The organism is Actinokineospora terrae (genome assembly GCF_900111175.1).
GTDB lineage: Bacteria > Actinomycetota > Actinomycetes > Mycobacteriales > Pseudonocardiaceae > Actinokineospora > Actinokineospora terrae.
In genome coordinates, this window is the sequence record NZ_FOGI01000001.1 from 120,227 (window position 1) to 138,143 (window position 17,917).

General features: G+C 70.4%; 14 protein-coding genes. 7 read left to right on the forward strand and 7 right to left on the reverse strand.

Translation table 11 applies throughout. From position 1 onward, the window contains the following. Nucleotides 1-169 precede the first annotated feature (169 nt). On the forward strand, nucleotides 170-2,509 hold the full coding sequence (locus BMY07_RS00505; RefSeq protein ID WP_245782101.1) for a M4 family metallopeptidase: 2,340 nt from the start codon (nucleotides 170-172) through the stop codon (nucleotides 2,507-2,509). Between the two features lie 67 nt (nucleotides 2,510-2,576). Here the strand turns inward: BMY07_RS00505 and BMY07_RS00510 are convergent, their stop codons facing one another. From BMY07_RS00510 to BMY07_RS00525, 4 genes are read right to left on the reverse strand one after another with little or no spacing between them, the layout of a single operon-like run. Next, nucleotides 2,577-2,864: a DUF6881 domain-containing protein gene (locus tag BMY07_RS00510; protein WP_092774393.1), complete on the reverse strand. Its 288-nt coding sequence runs from the start codon at nucleotides 2,862-2,864 to the stop codon at nucleotides 2,577-2,579. 5 nt (nucleotides 2,865-2,869) lie between these two features. Then, the gene (locus tag BMY07_RS34745) at nucleotides 2,870-4,450 is read right to left on the reverse strand and encodes an HYD1 signature containing ADP-ribosyltransferase family protein (protein WP_218150553.1); all 1,581 of its coding nucleotides are present in this window, start codon (nucleotides 4,448-4,450) and stop codon (nucleotides 2,870-2,872) included. Next, a complete protein-coding gene (locus BMY07_RS00520; protein ID WP_218150554.1) occupies nucleotides 4,447-4,743 on the reverse strand; it encodes a hypothetical protein in 297 nt (98 codons plus the stop codon). Before BMY07_RS00520 ends, BMY07_RS34745 begins: the two co-directional genes overlap by 4 nt. 10 nt (nucleotides 4,744-4,753) lie before the next feature. Then, entirely contained in the window at nucleotides 4,754-5,818 is a 1,065-nt protein-coding gene (locus BMY07_RS00525; RefSeq protein WP_245782102.1) for an alpha/beta hydrolase, read from the reverse strand. A 147-nt stretch (nucleotides 5,819-5,965) separates the two neighbouring features. Here BMY07_RS00525 and BMY07_RS00530 point away from each other — a divergent pair, with 147 nt between their 5' ends. Further along, the gene (locus BMY07_RS00530; protein WP_177215359.1) at nucleotides 5,966-8,323 is read left to right on the forward strand and encodes a helix-turn-helix domain-containing protein; all 2,358 of its coding nucleotides are present in this window, start codon (nucleotides 5,966-5,968) and stop codon (nucleotides 8,321-8,323) included. A gap of 14 nt (nucleotides 8,324-8,337) precedes the next feature. Here the strand turns inward: BMY07_RS00530 and BMY07_RS00535 are convergent, their stop codons facing one another. The 3 genes from BMY07_RS00535 to BMY07_RS00545 form a co-directional block, all read right to left on the reverse strand. Further along, nucleotides 8,338-8,823, reverse strand: a complete 486-nt coding sequence (locus tag BMY07_RS00535) for a GNAT family N-acetyltransferase (protein WP_092774902.1) — start codon at nucleotides 8,821-8,823, stop codon at nucleotides 8,338-8,340. 73 nt (nucleotides 8,824-8,896) lie between these two features. Beyond that, nucleotides 8,897-9,700 (reverse strand): helix-turn-helix domain-containing protein, encoded by an 804-nt coding sequence (locus BMY07_RS00540; RefSeq protein WP_092774396.1) that lies wholly within the window; start codon nucleotides 9,698-9,700, stop codon nucleotides 8,897-8,899. 155 nt (nucleotides 9,701-9,855) lie between these two features. Next, nucleotides 9,856-10,122 (reverse strand): hypothetical protein, encoded by a 267-nt coding sequence (locus tag BMY07_RS00545; RefSeq protein WP_245782103.1) that lies wholly within the window; start codon nucleotides 10,120-10,122, stop codon nucleotides 9,856-9,858. Between the two features lie 200 nt (nucleotides 10,123-10,322). Between BMY07_RS00545 and BMY07_RS00550 the strand changes: the two genes are divergently transcribed. From BMY07_RS00550 to BMY07_RS00570, 5 genes are all read left to right on the forward strand, one after another. After that, complete coding sequence (locus tag BMY07_RS00550; RefSeq protein ID WP_092774397.1) at nucleotides 10,323-11,174, forward strand: helix-turn-helix domain-containing protein; 852 nt, start codon at nucleotides 10,323-10,325, stop codon at nucleotides 11,172-11,174. A 20-nt stretch (nucleotides 11,175-11,194) separates the two neighbouring features. Next, nucleotides 11,195-11,371 carry a DUF397 domain-containing protein gene (locus BMY07_RS00555; RefSeq protein ID WP_092774398.1) on the forward strand — a complete coding sequence of 59 codons (177 nt, stop codon included), beginning with the start codon at nucleotides 11,195-11,197 and terminating at the stop codon, nucleotides 11,369-11,371. 70 nt (nucleotides 11,372-11,441) lie between these two features. Further along, nucleotides 11,442-11,711 carry a DUF397 domain-containing protein gene (locus BMY07_RS00560; protein WP_092774399.1) on the forward strand — a complete coding sequence of 90 codons (270 nt, stop codon included), beginning with the start codon at nucleotides 11,442-11,444 and terminating at the stop codon, nucleotides 11,709-11,711. A gap of 87 nt (nucleotides 11,712-11,798) precedes the next feature. Continuing rightward, nucleotides 11,799-14,762, forward strand: a complete 2,964-nt coding sequence (locus BMY07_RS35805) for a hypothetical protein (RefSeq protein WP_092774400.1) — start codon at nucleotides 11,799-11,801, stop codon at nucleotides 14,760-14,762. 98 nt (nucleotides 14,763-14,860) lie between these two features. Further along, entirely contained in the window at nucleotides 14,861-17,875 is a 3,015-nt protein-coding gene (locus BMY07_RS00570; protein ID WP_092774401.1) for an AAA family ATPase, read from the forward strand. The last annotated feature ends 42 nt before the right edge of the window (nucleotides 17,876-17,917 follow it).

A 17,917-nucleotide genomic window follows, 5' to 3' on the forward strand; every position in this document is an offset into this window, starting at 1 on the left:
ACTCGATATGGCGAGATCGGTCATGACCAGGCATTTCGGTCGTGGAAATGCTTTTGGCAACTGGGAAGCCGGGTGGCTTGGACACATTTGTTGACGCTGTATGGGGTGGCTCATACGTTGTGGCGGTCCGAGTTCTTCGGCATTCCCTGCATCCTTAGAGGAGTGTGGCGTGAAACGCACCCTTGCCCTCGTGGTCGCCGCGGGCGCGGCGACCCTGGCGGTCCACGCGGTGGCCGGCGCCGCCGACGCCGCCCCACCAGCCCCCGCCGCCAAGACCCCGCTCGCGCTCGCCGTCGCCGCCGCGGACCAAGCCGCCGCGTCCGGTCTCGACGCCCTCGCCAAGGGCCCCGACGAGCAGTTCGTCCGCCGCGCGGTCTACCAAGGCGGGATCCCCGGCCGCAAGGAGCTGTTCTACGTCTCCTACGACCGCACCTACAAGGGGCTCCCGGTCGTCGGCGGTGACGCCGTCGTGGCCACCGACGCCGCGGGCAACACCCTCGACACCGTCGCCGCCAACCGCGGTGGCCTCGCCGTGTCGACCAAGCCCAAGCTGACCGCGCGCCAGGCCGACGACATCGCCAGGGCCCGCGTGTCCCACGTGGACAAGGTCGAGTCGGGCAAGCTCTCGGTGCGCGCGGGCGGTGTCGGCACCCTGGTGTACGAGACCGTCGTGGCCGGGCACCGCGCCGACGGCGTGCCCACCCGGCTGCACGTCTACGTCGACGCCCAGACCGGCGCCGTGGTCGACTCGGTCGACGACGTGCGCGCGGGCACCGGCACCTCGCAGTGGAACGGCCCGAACCCGCTGACCATCGACACCAGCAACAACAGCACCGTCGACAGCACCCGGCCGGGCCTGAGCTGCGTCGACTACTCGACCAAGCAGCCCTTCACCAAGTCGAGCAACTCCTTCGGCAACGGCCAGGCCACCAGCAAGGAGACCGGTTGCGTCGACGTGCTGTGGTCCACCCAGAAGCAGTGGGGGATGCTCAAGGACTGGCTGGGTCGCAACGGCATCGACGGCAACGGCCGCGGTGTCCAGGTGCAGGTCGGCCTCAACCAGGTCAACGCCTACTGGACCGGTGACCACATCGAGATCGGCCACAACCAGGCCAACCAGTGGATCGCCTCGATGGACGTCGCCGCGCACGAGCACGGCCACGCCATCGACCAGTACACCCCGGGCGGCGCGGGCACCGAGGCCGGGCTCGGCGAGGGCACCGGTGACATCTTCGGCGCGCTGACCGAGGCCTACGCCAACGAGCCGTCCCCGTACGACACCCCGGACTACACCGTGGGCGAGTCGGTGAACCTGGTCGGCCAGGGCCCGATCCGCAACATGGCCAACCCGTCGCAGGTCAACGGCGACCCGAACTGCTACTCCAGCGCCATCCCCAACACCGAGGTGCACGCCGCGGCCGGTCCGTTGAACCACTGGTTCTACCTGCTCGCCGAGGGCACCAACCCCGGCGGCGGCAAGCCGAGCAGCCCGACCTGCAACAGCACGTCGCTGACCGGCATCGGCATCCAGAACGCGGGCCGCATCTTCTACAACGCGATGCTGCTCAAGACCTCCGGCATGTCCTACGCCAGGTACCGCGTCGCCACCCTGACCGCGGCGAAGAACCTCGACTCGACCTGCGCCCAGTACAACGCCGTCAAGGCCGCCTGGAACGCCGTGACGCTGCCCGCGCAGTCCGGTGAGCCCACCTGCGCCGGTACGCCGAACAACGAGTTCAGCCTCTCGCTGAACCCGAGCTCCGGCACCGTGCAGACCGGCTCCAGCACCACCTCGACCGTGTCGACCGCGACCACCTCCGGCAGCGCGCAGACGGTCGCCCTGACCGCGTCGGGCCAGCCCGGCGGCGTGACCGTCACGTTCAGCCCGTCGTCGGTCCAGACCGGCTCGTCGTCAACGCTGAGCATCGCCGTTGGCTCCAACGTCGCCGCCGGGACCTACCCGATCACGGTTCGCGCGGCGGGCACGGCCACCCACACCGCCGTCTACAACCTGACTGTCGGCGGTCAGCCTCCGGCCAACGACTTCTCGCTGGCCCTCAACCCCACCAGCGGTAGCACTGCCGCGGGCGGCTCCGTCAGCACCACCGTCGGCACGGCGGTCACCACGGGCTCTGCCCAGACGGTGAATCTGAGCGCATCGGGCCTGCCCTCGGGCGCTAGCGCTACCTTCAGCCCGTCCTCGGTGACGGCAGGGGGCACCTCGACCCTCGCCATCTCGACCACCGCGTCGGTCGCCGCGGGCACCTACTCGGTGACCGTCACCGGCTCGGGCTCCGTGGCCCACTCCGCGACCTTCACCCTGACCATCACCGGCGGCAACCCCGGCGGCTGCGGCGGCGTGAACGCGTGGAGCGCGTCGCAGGCCTACGTCCCCAACGACCAGGTCTCGCACAACGGCCACAAGTGGAAGTCCACCTGGTACTCCACCGGTGCCGAGCCCGGCGCGCCCGGCTCGTGGGCTGTCTGGCAGGACGCGGGCACCTGCTGATCTAACCTGAGCCCGCACGGCACCCCGCGATCTGTCGAGATCGCGGGGTGCCGTGTCCGTCAGGTCCCTACCGTTCCCGGGCCTTGGCCCAGGCCTGCTCGAACTCGGCCCGCTCGATCCACTCTGGGCTGAACTCGGGGTCCGCCGCGATCGCCGCGAACTCCTCGTCGTCGGGCATGTCGACCTCGGCGAGGAACGTGCTCCCGGTGCTCTCCCGCTCGTCGGCCCAGTCGTGCCTGCCGTCCCGGTACACCTCGACCTTGCGCGTCTCCGCCCGGTCGGCGTCGATCTCGCTGTAGATCAGCACGGGCTCGTCCGGGTGGTCGTGGTGCCAGTGGGTCTTCAGGTACCGCATGGCGCTCAATTCCTCCCCCAACTCACGATCCGCCCGCTGACGTCGAGCGCGGCGTCGTTGAGGACCACGAACACGTGCTCACGCCCTGGGGCCTCGGTCACCTTCAACCCGGTCACGTCCACCTCCACGTAGTGCGTGTACTTGGTCTTGGGCCACGGCCTCCCCAGGAAGCAGCGCGCCAACTGGCCATTGCTCCTGGTGCCGGGCTGGATGTCCGAAAGGTACTGCCCGTCGCCGTAGCGCGCGTCCTTCGGGTTGTCGGCCAGCCGCGACGGCCACAGCTCGCCGCTGCTCCGGATTCCCTCCATCCCCTTCTCGTTGGTGTAGTGGTACAGCGTTCGCCGGGGCGGCGACGGTTGCCCTGTCGAGCAGGTACCGGACTCCCGCTCCTTCTGCTGCTGGGCCAACAACTGGTCCACGGTTGTCTGCGCGACCGCGACAGCGTCAACCCACGCCTCGCCCCGTGAGGAGAACCTCAGCGTGACACGGCCACCGCTCGCGTTGGCCTCTTGCTGCGCTCTTGCCGAGTACTCCGCGTCAACGGCCGCGAACACGGGACCCGCGTCAACGTCCACACACGACAGTTCGCCGGTAGCGCTATCGCCGGTGAGTCGGATCGTCGTCGGCGCGCTCATGCAACCACCGGCAGGCCTACCGTCGATGGTCACGTTCTTGACGGTCAACCGCGCGCTGACAGACCCGCCGGAGAGTCGTTCGCGGGCCTTGGTGCCCACCTCGCCCTTGAACGCCGCCGTCACCGAGCACCCGGCCGCGGTGCAGTCGAACGCCGCGGACGTGGTGAGCGAGAACGAGATCCCCGCGTCCACGGCCTCGGCCAGCCGCTTGGTGTTCTCCGCGAGCGCTTCGTACATCCGCTCGACCGCGTCGTCGTCCTCGATCGGGATGATGTCCACCCCGCGCGAGTCCTCCGCGATCCGCTCGGCCGCCGGTGGTGGCACGAACTCCGGTAGCGCTGTCGGCATCCGCGACGGCGTGAGGATGCCTTGCGGTTCCAGTCGCAGCACGCGGTAAGGCCGGTCTCTCGACACATAGATCGTGCCGAGCCCTGTCTCCGCTGTTAGTGCGGGGACACCGCGGACGTCGACTGCGGGCACGTTGACGTCACCGGGCGCCGGTAGGTTCGGGACCTGGGCGACCGCCTCTTGCAACTTGGCCGACAAGTCGCCGGGGGAGGGGAATTGCTTACCCAGGTCCCCGTACATGTACTCGTCGTTGGGGTCACCGGCCTTCCACCGCCCCAGCCTGTCCTCGTCGCGCAAGAACCTCGTGTAGAGCTTCCCGTCGACCTTCAGCAGGCCCTGGTCGTTGTCTTCCAGTCCCGCGTATCCCGTGACCCCGAACTGAGCCCCGAACTCGGTTGTGGTGACTTCCCGCCGTTGCCCTGTGATCGACGTGTCCTCGTAGCGGACCCCGGGAGCCGCCCCGAGCCCCTCCACGGCTTCCTCGAACGCCCCCCGATCCCGGGCAGGCCCGTCGTCGCGGTCAGCGCCCGACCACCAGGCCACCAGCCCGGCGACAAGCGCCAACACCACCCCGAGCGCCACGAACAGCCTTGCCCGCGTCATCGCAGGACCTCCCAGGAGATGGCCACCGGAGCCTGCGCGGGTGCGCTGCGCGCGGTGCTGCGGCAGGTGCTTGCGACCAGGAGCAGGACGAACAGGGCCGCCACCAGCCCCACGCAGCCGCCTCCGCCCCCGCTGCCGGAGCGGCCCCGGTCGCGGGTGCGGACCATGCCGCCCGGCGGGATGCCGGGGTGGCGCTGGGCGTAGTGGGCCTCTTGCCACTCGGCGCCCTGGGACTCGGTCGACCAGGGGGTGCGGAAGCCGCATTCCCCGCACGCGTACTGGAACTGGGACATCGCCGCCGCCTCACGGGTGCTGGAGACGGCCCAGGACCAGGCCGACGAAGTGGGTCATGGCCTTCTGCACGCACGGGGGCGAGGCGTGCTTGCCGGTGCAGCCGGGTGCCCACGTGCTGCCGTCTCCGTAGTCGAGGAAGTCGAACGGGACACCCGCGGCGGTCAGGTTGGCGACGGTGACCAGGTTGGTCTCCCTGGCCTGCTGCTCGGCGATCGCCTGGACCGGGTTGTCGAGCAGGTTGCCGCCGTTGCCCGTGTAGAGCGCGACCCCCATGCCCCGCAGCGGGGCGACGTTGTGCGCGGGGCTCTCGGCGTTCCAGATCCCGTCGAACGGCCACACCGGCGGCCCGAAGATCGCGTCCGCGCCGACCGTCGGCACCCCGGACGCCTCGATCAGCTCCGTGGTCACCACCACGCCGCGCATCACCGGGTTGCGCAGGTCCAGCCCGCCCGACATCGAGCCGACGTACCCGAACAGCTCGGGCCGGTGCTCGGCGTAGTGCAGCGCGCCGAACCCGCCCATCGAGTGGCCCAGGATCGCCCGCCCGTCCCGGTTCGCGATGGTCCGCAGGTTCGCGTCCACGAACGGGATCAGCTGGTCCAGGTGGAAGCTCTCCCAGTTCTGCTTACCGACCGCGCCCGGGTTCACCCAGTTCGAGTACCAGCTGCGCACCCCGTTGGGCTGCACCGTGATCAGCGGCTTGCCCTGCGTGGCGATCTCCGCCCGGTCCACGTTCCACCGGGTGTCGGGCATGTCCGGGTTGCCGTGCAGCGCGTAGAGCACGGGGTAGCGCTTGGCCGAACCCGCGTAGTCCTCGGGCAGCGTCACCACGACCACGTGCTGCCCGGCCACCTGGGTCGGCAGCAACGTCGGCCGCGGCACCTCGGTGGACGCGACCGAGAAGGTGAAGGTGCGGTGCGCGCCATCGATCCACGTCGGCTGGACCTTCACCGTCAGCCCGAACCCGTCCACGAACCGCGGCGGCTCCGCCTCGGCCTGTGCCGGTGTCGGCAGCACCACCGCGACACAGGTGGCCACCGCGGCGCCCCATCGCGCCAGTTCTCGCATGTTCATCGCTGTTCCCCTCCCAGGAAGCCGATCCCGGTGGACCGGCCGCACCACAGTGGCGAACCCGCAGGTCAGCCGAACAGGTCAGCGACCGGACAAGGAAGTCCGGTTGGCGATAAGGTCGACTCCCGGCCGATCAGGGGGTGTCGCACCGTGGCGGGGGAGTTCGGCAAACTGGTCCGCGCGCTACGCCGCGCCGCGGGCCTCACCCAGGAGGAACTGGCCCACCGCGCGGGCATCAGCGACCGCACGGTCCGCCGCCTGGAAAGCCCCGACCCGGGCGACACCAGGATCGGCACCGTGAAACTCATCGCCGACGCCCTCGACCTCGACGGCACCGACCGCCAGGCCCTGATGGCGGCCGCGAGCGCCGAGGAACCGCAGGCCCCGCCGGAATCGCCGGAGCCGGTGCGACCGGTGGTGTCCCAGGATCCGGTGGTGTCCCCGGATCCGTTGGTATCACCCGAGCCGGTGGTATCACCCGATCCGGCGACGCTGCCCGAGTCCGAGGCGCGGTCGGACCCGGTGCGACCAGGCCCGGCACAGCGTGACCCGGCACAGCGTGACCCGGTACACCTGCCCGCTCAGCGGAATTGGCCGGTCCAGGCAGGTCTGTCGGCCGATGATGGCCTGTCCGACGCCGTGCGCAGGCTCGCGCACATCGTCCACGCGCGGTGGGAGCGCGAGGAAGGCCAACGCGGCGTGCACGACCCGTTCCCGCTGCCGGTCCGCTGGCACCCCGTCGCCGCCGGACTCGCTGATCGCTGGGACAACGTCCACCGCCTCCCACCGGGGGAGGACGCGCTGCCCATCGACCTGACCGGCGACCTTCGCGATATCGCCGGGATCTACCGCATGGTGCCCTCCCGGCGCTTGGTGGTGCTCGGCGAGGCGGGCTCGGGCAAGTCGGTCCTCGCGATCCGGTTCACGCTCGACTACCTGCGCACCCGGGCCGCCACCGAACCGGTGCCGGTGATCTTCAGCCTGGGCGGCTGGGACCCCGCGACCCCGCTGCGCGAGTGGCTGGTCGACCGGCTGCTGCGCGACGACCCCGGTCTGCTCGCCCCGGCGCCGACCGGGTCGACGCTGGCCGCCGCGCTGGTCGAGGCCGGGTGGGTGCTGCCGGTGCTCGACGGGTTCGACGAGCTCCCGGCCACCGTGCGGGCCGCCGCGTTGGCCGCGTTCAACGAGACCTCGCTGCCGATGCTGCTCACCAGCCGCCCCGAGGAGTACGCCGCCCTCGGCCGGGTGCTGAACTGGTCGGCCGGGGTCGAGCTCGACGACCTCGCCCCGGGCGACCTCGCCGACTACCTGCCCCGCGCGACCCGCAACGACCCGTCGTGGGACCCGCTGGTCGCCGACATGCCCGCGCCGCTGGCCGAGGCGCTGCGCACCCCGCTCATGGTCGCGTTGGCGCGCACCACCTACCGCGCCGACCCCGCCGCGCTGACCGACCCCGCCCTCGACTCCCGCGCGGTCGTCGAGGAGCACCTGCTCGCCGGGTACGTGCCGTCGGTGTACCGCGACGGTCGCCGGTGGCCGCTGCCGCGGGTCCGGCACTGGCTCGGCAGGCTGGCCGAGGCCAGTCCCGTCGAGGTCGCGTGGTGGCGGCTCGGCGACACGCTCAGCCGCTCGACCAGGGTGCTGGCCGTGGTGATCGCCACCTCCCTGGTCACCGCCCTGTGCGACATCGTCGTGTCGGCCCCGATCATCCTCGCCAACGGCCTGGGCCCGGTCACCGTGCTGCTCGACGGCCTGCTGATCGGCCCCGTGGTCGGACTCGGCTTCGGCGTCATCTACGGGCTGATGATCGTGTGCCTCGACGTGTCGGTCGAACCCTCCCGGGTCCGCCTGCGCCTGGGCAACCGGGTCCGGGTGCACCCCACCGTGCCCACGCGCGCGCTCGCGGGCTTCGTCGGCGGTTTCGTCGTCGGCCTCGGCTACGGCCCGGTCGGCGTCCTGCTGCGCGGCATGGCGGGCGGCTTCCCCACCGCTGCCGAGACGATCCGGCTGGCCACCATCAACGCCGTCGCCCTGGGGTTCGTGTTCGCCGTCGCCGTCGCGGTGGCCCTGGGTCTCGTCGCCTTCCTCGAGTCACCCCACGACCTCACCTCGGCCACCGGCCCGCTCACCATCCTCGCCGCGAACCGCACCGCCGCCATCCACCTCTTCCTGGTGCTGGCCCCCCTCCTCGCGCTGGCGATCTTCGCCAGCGGCTTCCTCATGGTCGTCGTGCTGAGCGGTGTGCTGGGCGAGCTGCGCTGGAGCGGCCACGACGCCCTCGTCCTCAGCACCATCGGCGGCCTCAGCGGCGCCGCCTCCTACGTCCTGACCTTCACCGCGTGGGGTCAGTGGCTCGTCTTCACCCGTGTCTGCCTCCCTCTGCTGGGCCGCCTGCCCTGGTCCGTCACCGACTTCCTCACCGACGCCCACTCCCGCGGCGTCCTGCGCCAGTCCGGCGCCGTCTACCAGTTCCGCCATGCCCGCCTCCGCGCCCACCTCACCCGGTGACCGGCACCCGGCGATCAGCCCGTCACGAGCGCGTACTCGACCTGGGGTAACGGGTTGCCGTCCCCGAAGTCCCGGGTCTGCGTCGCGCCCGTCTCGACGAACCCGCACTTGGTGTAGAACCGCCGCGACTGCGCCGTGTCCCGCAGCGTCCACAGGTGCACCCGCGCCAGCCCGCGCACCGTCTCCGCCATCAGGTCCCGCGCCACGCCCGTGCCCCACCCGTCCGGATGGCCGTAGAAGCTGAGGATCTCCCGGTACCCGTCCCTGGTCTCGGACGGCACCGTGTGCGAGAACGCCAGCACCCGCCCGTCCCGCTCCGCCACCAACAACTCCCCGACCCCCTCCGCTATCCGCGCGTGCCAGCGCTCCAGCCGACTCCTGACGCCCTCCGCGGCGAACCCCGCCGGGAACAGCGGCGCGTACACCGTCCCCCACGACGCCGCGTGGACCTCGCCGATGGCCGCGCCATCCCCTGCTCGTGCCGGTCGAATCTCGTTCATGGCGCCCAAGGTAGACCCGGCCCCCGACAGCGTGCGAGAAGTTGTCCACACCCCCTGACCAGCGAGGATCGAGTCAGGTCGGCTGGCCGGTGACCACCGGGTCGGCGAGTGCGGCGAGCAGGTCGCGGCTGCGCTCGGCGGACACGCAGGTGTCGACCAGCCGCCCGGCCAGGGCGAGGTAGCGGTCGATGGTGGCCTGGCTCTCCAGGAACAGCGCCGAGCCGCCGAGGTCGAGGTGCACCAGGCTGCCCTGCTCGGCCACGGTGATCACCCGGAACGGGATGTCGTGGCTGAGCACGGTGTGCGGCACCACCTGGATCACCACGTTGCGCCGCGTCGACTCCCAGAACAGGTGCCGCGCCTGCTCCTGGATCACCCGCGGCGGTAGCGCTGCCGGTGTCAGGGACTCCCGCGTCAGCACGAAGTGCCAGTTCGGCTGTAGGTGCGTGTCGAGCACATGTCGCCGCGGTGTGGTCCCTACGGCGGCGGCGTACTCGTCGGTCTGCAGTGGCGCCGGGAGGGTGCCCGGGGTGAACGAGGTGATCCGGGCCGCCTGGGTCTCCAGTTCGTCCAGGGTCTGGGTGAACAAGGGGGAGTCGTGGCCGTCGTGCCACCACTCCTCGCGGCGCGCGTCGCTGTTGAGCGACAGGTAGTGCTGACGCTGGGACCTGGTGTGCACGCCGCAGGTGAACAGCAAGAGGCCCAACTCGGGGTTGGGGATGCCGCGTTGCCCGTTGAGGAACCGGGACAGGTCGGACCGGTGCCAGTTCAGGCGTTCGGCGATGTCGCGGTGGGCGATGCCGGTGCTGTCGATGAGGTGCCGCAGGCGCCTGCCGAGCAGCCAGGTCCGCAGGGAGGGGATGCGGGAGGTCAACACGTGCCTTTCTTCTCGGGGGGACCGGGCTGGACCGACCGGTCCGCACGGGGAGGTGGCGTGCGGACCGGTCGGGTGGCGCCTGCCGTCGGGGCATGACGGCCGGGGGCACCGGGGAACCGGCGCGCGGGCGGGGAGGGTCGCCCGCGCGCCGGAGGTCAGCCCGCCCGCGGGCGTTCGTCCATTGCGGCGACGGTGAGAGCGGCGTCCCGCAACGCTGCGCGCAATCTGCCGACGCGCAACGGGTGAATCAGCCAGGGTCCCGGCGCCGATGAGGTGACCACAACGCCGTCCTGCGCGATCGCGACCGTGATCGACACCCGGTGCCCCGCCTGGTCGAGGCACGGGATCGACCAGGCGTCCGGTCCCTGCCGCCACCCCCACCGGGCGGCCAGGCCGCACAGGACCTCGCCGGGGGTCCTCATCGTCGCCCCCGATCGTGCAGATGACCCCGCCGTTCGCTATTGCCCCTGTATGGTGTCCAATATCCATCCATAGCGGCGCGCACCACCTCGTTGGCGAGAGTTGTACCGGTGAGTGAACCGTACGTCACGTACGTGCGCCAGGGAAATACCTCGATCGTGTGACTGGCGTACGTACGCGGGCAACCGGGAGACTGTCGACCATGAACGAAACGGATGACCTGACACCAGGTTCACTGGTGCGCAGGTGGCGGCTCGGCAAGCAGCTCCGCGAACTGCGCGAGGCCGCGGGCAAGACCCAGGACGACGCCGCGGAGTACCTCGGCGTCCGCCGACCGACAATCAGTCGCATCGAGAACGGCAGGCACTCGATCCTGCCCAAGAACGTGCGCTTCCTCTGCCAGCTCTACGACATCGGCGCACCCAGGGTCGACACCCTGATGCGCCAGGCCGAGGAGAGCAACGAGCGTGGCTGGTGGGTCAGCCACAGCGACACCATGCCCGACTGGCACGAGACCTACGTCGGCTTCGAGGCCGACGCCAAGGCGATCTCCGTCTACGAGTCCGAACTGGTCTACGGCCTGCTCCAGGTTCCCAGCTACACCCGCGCGGTCCGCTCCGCTTTCACCGACGTGGTGGACGAAGGCACGTTGGAGAAGTTCCTTGCCTTCCGGCACGAGCGGCAGCAGCACCTGGACACCAGGCAGCCAGACCTGCACATCATTCTCAACGAGACCGCCGTCCGTCGTCCTGTCGGCGACATGCGGGAACAGTTGCAGCACTTGGTGAAGGTCTCCGAGTGGAACTACCTCACGCTGCAGATCCTGCCGTTCGCCGCGGGACCCCACCCCGGCATGACCAACCCGTTCTCGCTCCTCACCCTGCCGGACGAATCAGCCCCGAACTTCGTGTACCTCGAGCACGCCGACGGGGCGATCTACCTGGAACGTCCGGCCGATCTCACGCTCTACGCCGCGAACTTCCAGCGGATGTCGGAGCAAGCTCTCTCGCCCGATGACACGCGGGCCTTCTTGACTAGCCTGGTTGACGGCTAGTCCAACAGGGAGGTCCAGAGATGAAGCAGGTTAGGTGGCGTAAGAGTTCTTTCAGCGGCGGCAACGGTGGGCAGTGCGTGGAGTTGGCGCACACGCTCACAGTGGTCCGCGACAGCAAGAACCCCAGTGGTCCGACCCTCGTTGGGCGGATCGACGCGCTGGTCGCCGCCGTCAAGAATGGGTCCCTGGGTCACTGACCCCGGGACGGCACTGGCCCTCGCCCCTCCCGGGGCGGGGGCCAGCCCGTTTCTCGGCGGAGGAGGCCCCATGTCCATCCCGTGGCGCAAGAGTTCCTTCAGTGGCGGTAACGGCGGCAACTGCGTCGAGGTCTGGCGTAAGAGCAGTTTCAGCAGTGGCAACAACGGTGAGTGCGTCGAGGTGTGGCGTAAGAGCTCCCGCAGCAGTGGCAACGGTGGTGAGTGCGTGGAACTGGCGCCGGGTGCGATCCGTGACAGCAAGAACCCGGACGGGCCTGTCTTGCGCACCGTCGACCTCGGCGCCCTCATCTCCGCCATCAAGCGCGGTGCCCTCGGGTAACCCGCGTCTTCCCGCCGGTTCCGGATCGCGGTGAACCTTCCGCACCCGCTCGCCCGTGTGGTGAGTGGGAACGGAAAGGAGGACATCGTGGCGATCACGGTGGAGCGGGCGGGGAACGCGCTGGTGCTGCGCGAACCAGGTGCCGACGAGCAGGCGGCGGCCATCGCGGCGGCGTTGCCGGAGGAACGGCACCGCACCTCGGTCGTCGTCGGCGCCTCGGCCTGGCCCGCGCTGGCCCGGCTGGACCCGTGGCTCGTCGCCGACCTCGACGACCAGGTCGACACCGGTGTCCGACTGCTCGCCGCGCACTCCTCGACCATGGCCGCGGGCGAGGTCTCCCTGGCCAGGCGCTTGGCCGACCGGCTCGGCGTCGAGGTCGTCGCCCCCGATGGCGACCTGTACACGTTGTCCGGCGGGCACACCTTCGCCGCCGGACTCGGCTGGGTCGCGCACGGCGCGGGCTCCGACCGTCGCCCGATGGGGCACCGATTCCCCGAACCGTGGTGGCAGGGCTACCTACCGTCTGGCCACGAGGAGATCCCGCTGGGACTCTGGGTGCGCGCCGGCGGTGGCCCTTCGCGTGAAGATGACCCGTTGAGGTGGATACAACCCGACCCGGAGCGACCCACCGTAGTCGTCGGTGCTCCTGGGGAACCGGCTCCCTCGGCCGCCGATGTCGTCGAGGTGCTGGACGCCTTTCCCGCTGACGTGCGCGGCCGGGTCGTCCTCGCCTGCTACGGCACCGACATCGCCCAGGCCGTCGCCAGGGAACGCGGCGCCGCCGTCCGCGCCCTGCACGGCCTGCCCAGCGAACACGGCCTCGTCCACCTCGACCAGGACGGCCACTTCGCCTGGTACCCCTTCGCCATCGAGAGCGTCTACCGCCCCGGCTGCGCCCCGGTCCTCGACCGCTGGACCGCCCCCCTGCCGTCCCTGGCGATGTTCGCCCCCGCCCGCTACCGCCTGACCCCCGGCTGGTCCCTGGACGTCCTGGCCCGCGGCCTCCTGGCCCGCCCCGACACCCTCCCCATCGACCCCGCCATCCACACCCCGACCGCCCCCACCCCGGACCTGCTGCTCGCCTGCGGCCCCGACATCCCACCGCACGTCATCACCGCACTGACCGAGGTCCTCGACAACCTCCCCGCGACCACCAAGTCCACCCTCCGCATCCTCCCCGCCACCCCGGGCGCCACCCTCGCGGCCCGCTCCCTGGCCACCCACCTCCTGGGCACCCCCCGCCCCACCCCCACCCCCTGGCCGGAAGACCACACCCTCCGCATAACCCTCGACGCCTGGTCCACCCCTCTACCGAGCGTCACCGCCGGAACCAGCCTGCTCACCCCCGAATCCCTCAACCTCCCCGAAGACCACCCCACCCCCACTCCCACCACCTCAACCGCCACAGCCACCCCCACCCCACCCTCCCCGCGCGCAGAAGCCGAATCTCCCCCCGGCAACACCACACCGAACCCGCCCACTGCCACCCCACCCCACACGACAGCCACCGCCGATCCCGCAGCCTCCGGCGGCACCCCAGCCCCTTCGCGACAGGCCGACGCCTCACTCCCAGCAACCCCACTCACGTCGCCTTCACCCGCCGCCCCGACCCGGCCAGCCGCCCTCCCCACCAACCTGGCCCCATCCGCCGCCCTACCTCCCATCGCCGCCTCAACCACGGCAGCCGCACCGCTGAGGAGCGCACCCCCACTCCTCACGAACGCCCCCACTGCCACGCATCCGGCCGCCGGGCCCCTGCCCCCAGCGGCAACGGCCAACCCGCCTGCCCCACTGCCTGCAGCTGCCCCATCAGCCACCTCTGCCGTGCTTCCCGGAGCGGCGCCATCCCTGACGGCCGCCCCCGCGAAGGCCACGCCGCCCGCCGCCGCGCAACTGGCCAACCAGGCCATGTCCGCCCCCGCACACCCGGCAGACCCCACAGCCCCACCACCCGATGCGATGCCGCCCTCGGCGCCCGTCGACCCCACGACCCCGGCCGCGCAGGCCATCCCGCCCGTCGCCGCTACAGCCGCCGTGCCGCACGCCAGTCCCTCCAGCACCGGGCAATCGACTCCCATGGCGAACGCGATGCCCCCGGCCGCCGCGCAGGCCATCCCGCCCGTCACCGCGCCGCAGACCTCCGGAGCGCCGACCGGCCGATCCGCCACCGAGCAGCCGATCCCAGCGGCGAACGCCAACCAGGCCCTGCCGTCCGTTCAAGCCCAGCCGTTGCCCACCGCCGTGCAGGCAGCCGGTCAGGCGCCCGCCGGGGCGATCGCGGCGTTGGCGGTGCAGGCGAGTGCGCCGAGGCTGCCCTCCGTTGCCCCCTCGTCATCCGCGCTCCCGCTCCCCGCCGCCGTCACCGCCCCGCCCGCGAGCGCGCTCCCCGCTCTCGTCTCCAAGGCCCACACCGACCCCGCCGTCCCCGCCGACGCGCGTAGTGATGAAGCCCAGCGCCGTGCGGTGAGGGCCTCGCTGGGGACCCTCTATGATTCCGCCACCCGGGCCGTGGTCCAGCTCTTAGCCGAACGGCCAGGTCTCCGGGCGTCCGGTGACCAAGCCACGCTCCTCACCGAGCTGGCCGTGGTCCGGGTCTTCGCGGAAGCCCCCGGCGACTACGACACCGCCTTCCACACGTGCCTCACCGCCGGACTACGACGGTTGCCCACGATGCGCGGCGTTGTGGTTACCGGTGCCCACCAGGTCAACCACGCCGAAGGTGCCCTCCTACGCCTAGAAGGACCCATGCTCGCCGTGTCCTCGGTAGGCGCATCCGTCCCAGGTGACACCGAGCTGCTGATCTGGACCACCACCGCCCGCCGCCTAGAGGGACTCCTTGACGCGGATAGGCGTAACGACGTGGTGATTCCTACGCACACCGCGTTGCGTGTCTTGGGCGTAGAGGGCAATCGCCTGCTCTTGGCTGAGGAAGGTGCTTCTACCGAACGCGCATTGAGCAACCTCCGGGCGGCCGCCGCCGCGCGGGCTGCTGTCGACGTGCCCCATCACCCCCACACGGCGCGCTGGTTCGGCGCGCTCCCCGCCGCCTGACCGGAGACCGCGATGCCCACCGACCACGAGCCGGACGTCGACACCCACCAGCAGCTGATCGACTTCCTGACCGGGACCGACCCCGAGGAGGCTCCGCGATGGCAGGCAGGCTGACCACCGTGCGGTCCGTGCTGAGCGTGTCGGCCACCGACGCCGACTGCTTCCGCACCATCAACGACGCCATCGCCGCCGCCGTCGACGGGGACGTCATCGCGGTGCGGCCGGGCACCTACCGCGAGTCGGTCGTCATCGAGCGGGAGATCACCCTCTCCGGTGCGGGCTCGGCGGGCGAGGTGCGCATCGAGGCCGCCGGGGGACCGGCGGTGCACCTGGCCGCCGAACGTGCGACGGTCTCCGGGATCGTGCTCGCCCATCGCGATGGCGAGGCCGCCGTTGACCTCACCGCCGGTTCGTTGCGAATGGACGAGTGCACGATCGCAGCGGAGTCCGCCGTGGCGATCGCGGTGCGGGGTGGCGCCGAGTTGCACGCGCGGGACTGCCGTGTCACCAACCCGGGCGGCGCGGGCCTGCTCGTGTTCGACGGCGGCGGCGCGGAGGTTCGCGCGTCGACGTTCACCGGCATCGCCACCACCGCCGTGGTCGCCCGCTCCGGGGGAGCCCCGCGGCTGGTCGACTGCGACATCGCCGAGTCCGGGGGAGCGTTCCTCGCCGCTGACAACGGTGGCGGCACGGTCAAGAACTGCCGGATCGAACGCATCAACGGCCCCGGCATCGTCGTCGAGGAGAACAGCACCCTTCACGTAGACAGCACCACACTGTCCGAAGTGGAAGGCGTGGCGTTCCTTGTAGGAGTCGGTTCCTCACCTACCTTGCTCGACAGCACTATCGTCAACGCTCAGGCCCAAGCCATCGTGTTGGTGCAGGGGGGAACCGCGACGATCGAGCGTACCGAGGTTCGAGGTGCGCGCGGCCACGGTCTGCACGTCCTCGATTCCTCCCGCGCAGACCTAACCGACTGCGTCTTCACCGACTCCGGCCACGACGTCGTCCTGGTAGGTGGCACGGGCTCCCTGAACCTCACCAAGTTCACCGTGACAGGTGGCACCGGGTCGGCGGTCATCGCGGAGGAGAACGCGACAGTCACCATCACTGAGCCCAAGATCGAACGCGCCAAAGGCACCGCTGTCATCGCGCGCGGTTCGGCACGGGTAAGGATCGACGGTGGCGCTATCAGGGAATGCGGCACCGGCGCGCTCTGGGAGGGCGCGGCCACCGGAGAACTCGGTGGCGTAGTCGTCGAACAGAACCTCGGCGACGGCGTAGTACTTCGTTCAAGTGAACCGGTGGACCTGCGCGGTTGTCGTATCGAGCGGAACCGTGGTAAGGACTTGCGCGACGACGCGGGCCTCGCCCAGGTCGAGACACCACAAGAGACTCCGCCACCGAAGGTCGAAACCTCCAGTGACCTCACTACCTTGCTTGACCAGCTCACCAACCTCGTAGGCCTCGACGGGGTCAAGCGTGAGGTGGAGACGCTGGTTCGGCTTCACCAGATGGCCGAACGCCGAGCAGCGGCCGGGCTGCCGTCACCGCCCCTCGGAAGGCACCTTGTCTTCGCGGGCTCTCCCGGTACGGGTAAGACCACCATCGCCAGGTTGTACGGCCGGATCCTCACAGCGCTAGGAGTTTTGCGCACCGGACAGCTCGTAGAGGTCGCCCGCGCCGACCTCGTCGCAGCGGTCGTTGGTGGTACCGCGCTCAAGACCGCCGAGAAGTTCGACGAGGCTCTAGGCGGCGTCCTGTTCATCGACGAGGCCTACGCGCTCTCCGCGGGATCCGGTGGCAACGGCCCTGATTTCGGCCGGGAAGCCATCGACACGTTGGTGAAGCTCATGGAGGACCACCGCGACGACGTCGTGGTCATCGTCGCCGGTTACACCAACGACATGCGCACCTTCATGGCCGCCAACCCCGGCCTGGCGTCGCGGTTCACCCGCACCATCGAGTTCACCGACTACACGGCGCCCGAACTGGTGACCATCGTGGAGGGACTCTGCCGGGCGCACGACTACCGGCTGGAGTTCGAGACCCGCGCCGCCGTGCACGCCTACTTCACCAAGCTCCCGCGCGACGCCACGTTCGGAAACGGCCGCACGGCGCGCAAGGTGTTCGAGGAGATGGTCGGCAGGCAGGCCTACCGGCTCGCCGAGGACGAGAACGCGCCCGCCGTCGCCCTGACCCGACTCCTGCCGGAAGACCTGGGACCGTTGCCAGGTAGCGGAATCGGCGCAGGCGCGGGTCGGATAGACCAAGAGCAAGTCGACAGGCTTCTCTCGGACCTGCGCGGTCTAGTCGGCCTCGACGACGTCAAGCGCGAAGTGAGCAGCATGGTCGACCTGCTCGACTCGGCACGGCAACGGCGAGAGGCCAACCTGCCCGTGCCGTCGCTCAGCAGGCACCTCATCTTCGCGGGGCCACCCGGAACCGGTAAGACAACCGTCGCGCGTCTATACGGCTCGATCCTCGCTGCCATGGGAGTTCTCGCCCAGGGCCAGGTGATCGAGGTAAGCCGGGCGGACCTCGTGGGCGAGTACATCGGCCACACCGCCAAGCGCACCACCGAGTCCTTCGACCGCGCGCGCGGGGGACTTCTCTTCATCGACGAGGCGTACACCCTGTCGAGCCGTCCCGGCGGCGGGCAGGACTTCGGTCGTGAGGCGATCGACACGCTCGTCAAGCTGATGGAGGACCACCGCGACGAGGTTGTCGTCATCGCCGCCGGTTACGCCAACGAGATGGAAGGCTTTCTAGCGGCCAACCCCGGTCTCCAGTCCCGGTTCTCCCACCACGTCGAGTTCGCGAACTACACCGCCGACGAACTGGTCACCATCGTCAGCCAGCACGCCACCAAGGTCGGCTACGAATGTACCGCCTCCACGGTCACCGCGCTGCGCAGCCACTTCCTGGCGATCCGCAGGGACCAGTCGTTCGGCAACGGGCGATATGCCCGCCAGGTCCTCGACGAGGCGGTCACCCGACACGCCCGCCGAATGCGCGGAATCGCCTCGCCGACCATCAGCGACCTGTGTGTGTTGCTTCCTGACGACATCCCCGCGCCTAGCGCTAACGGCAAGCCACCGGGGCAAGGGTAGGTATCCACTAGCAGGTACCCATTACGCCGGATTGGCCTGCCC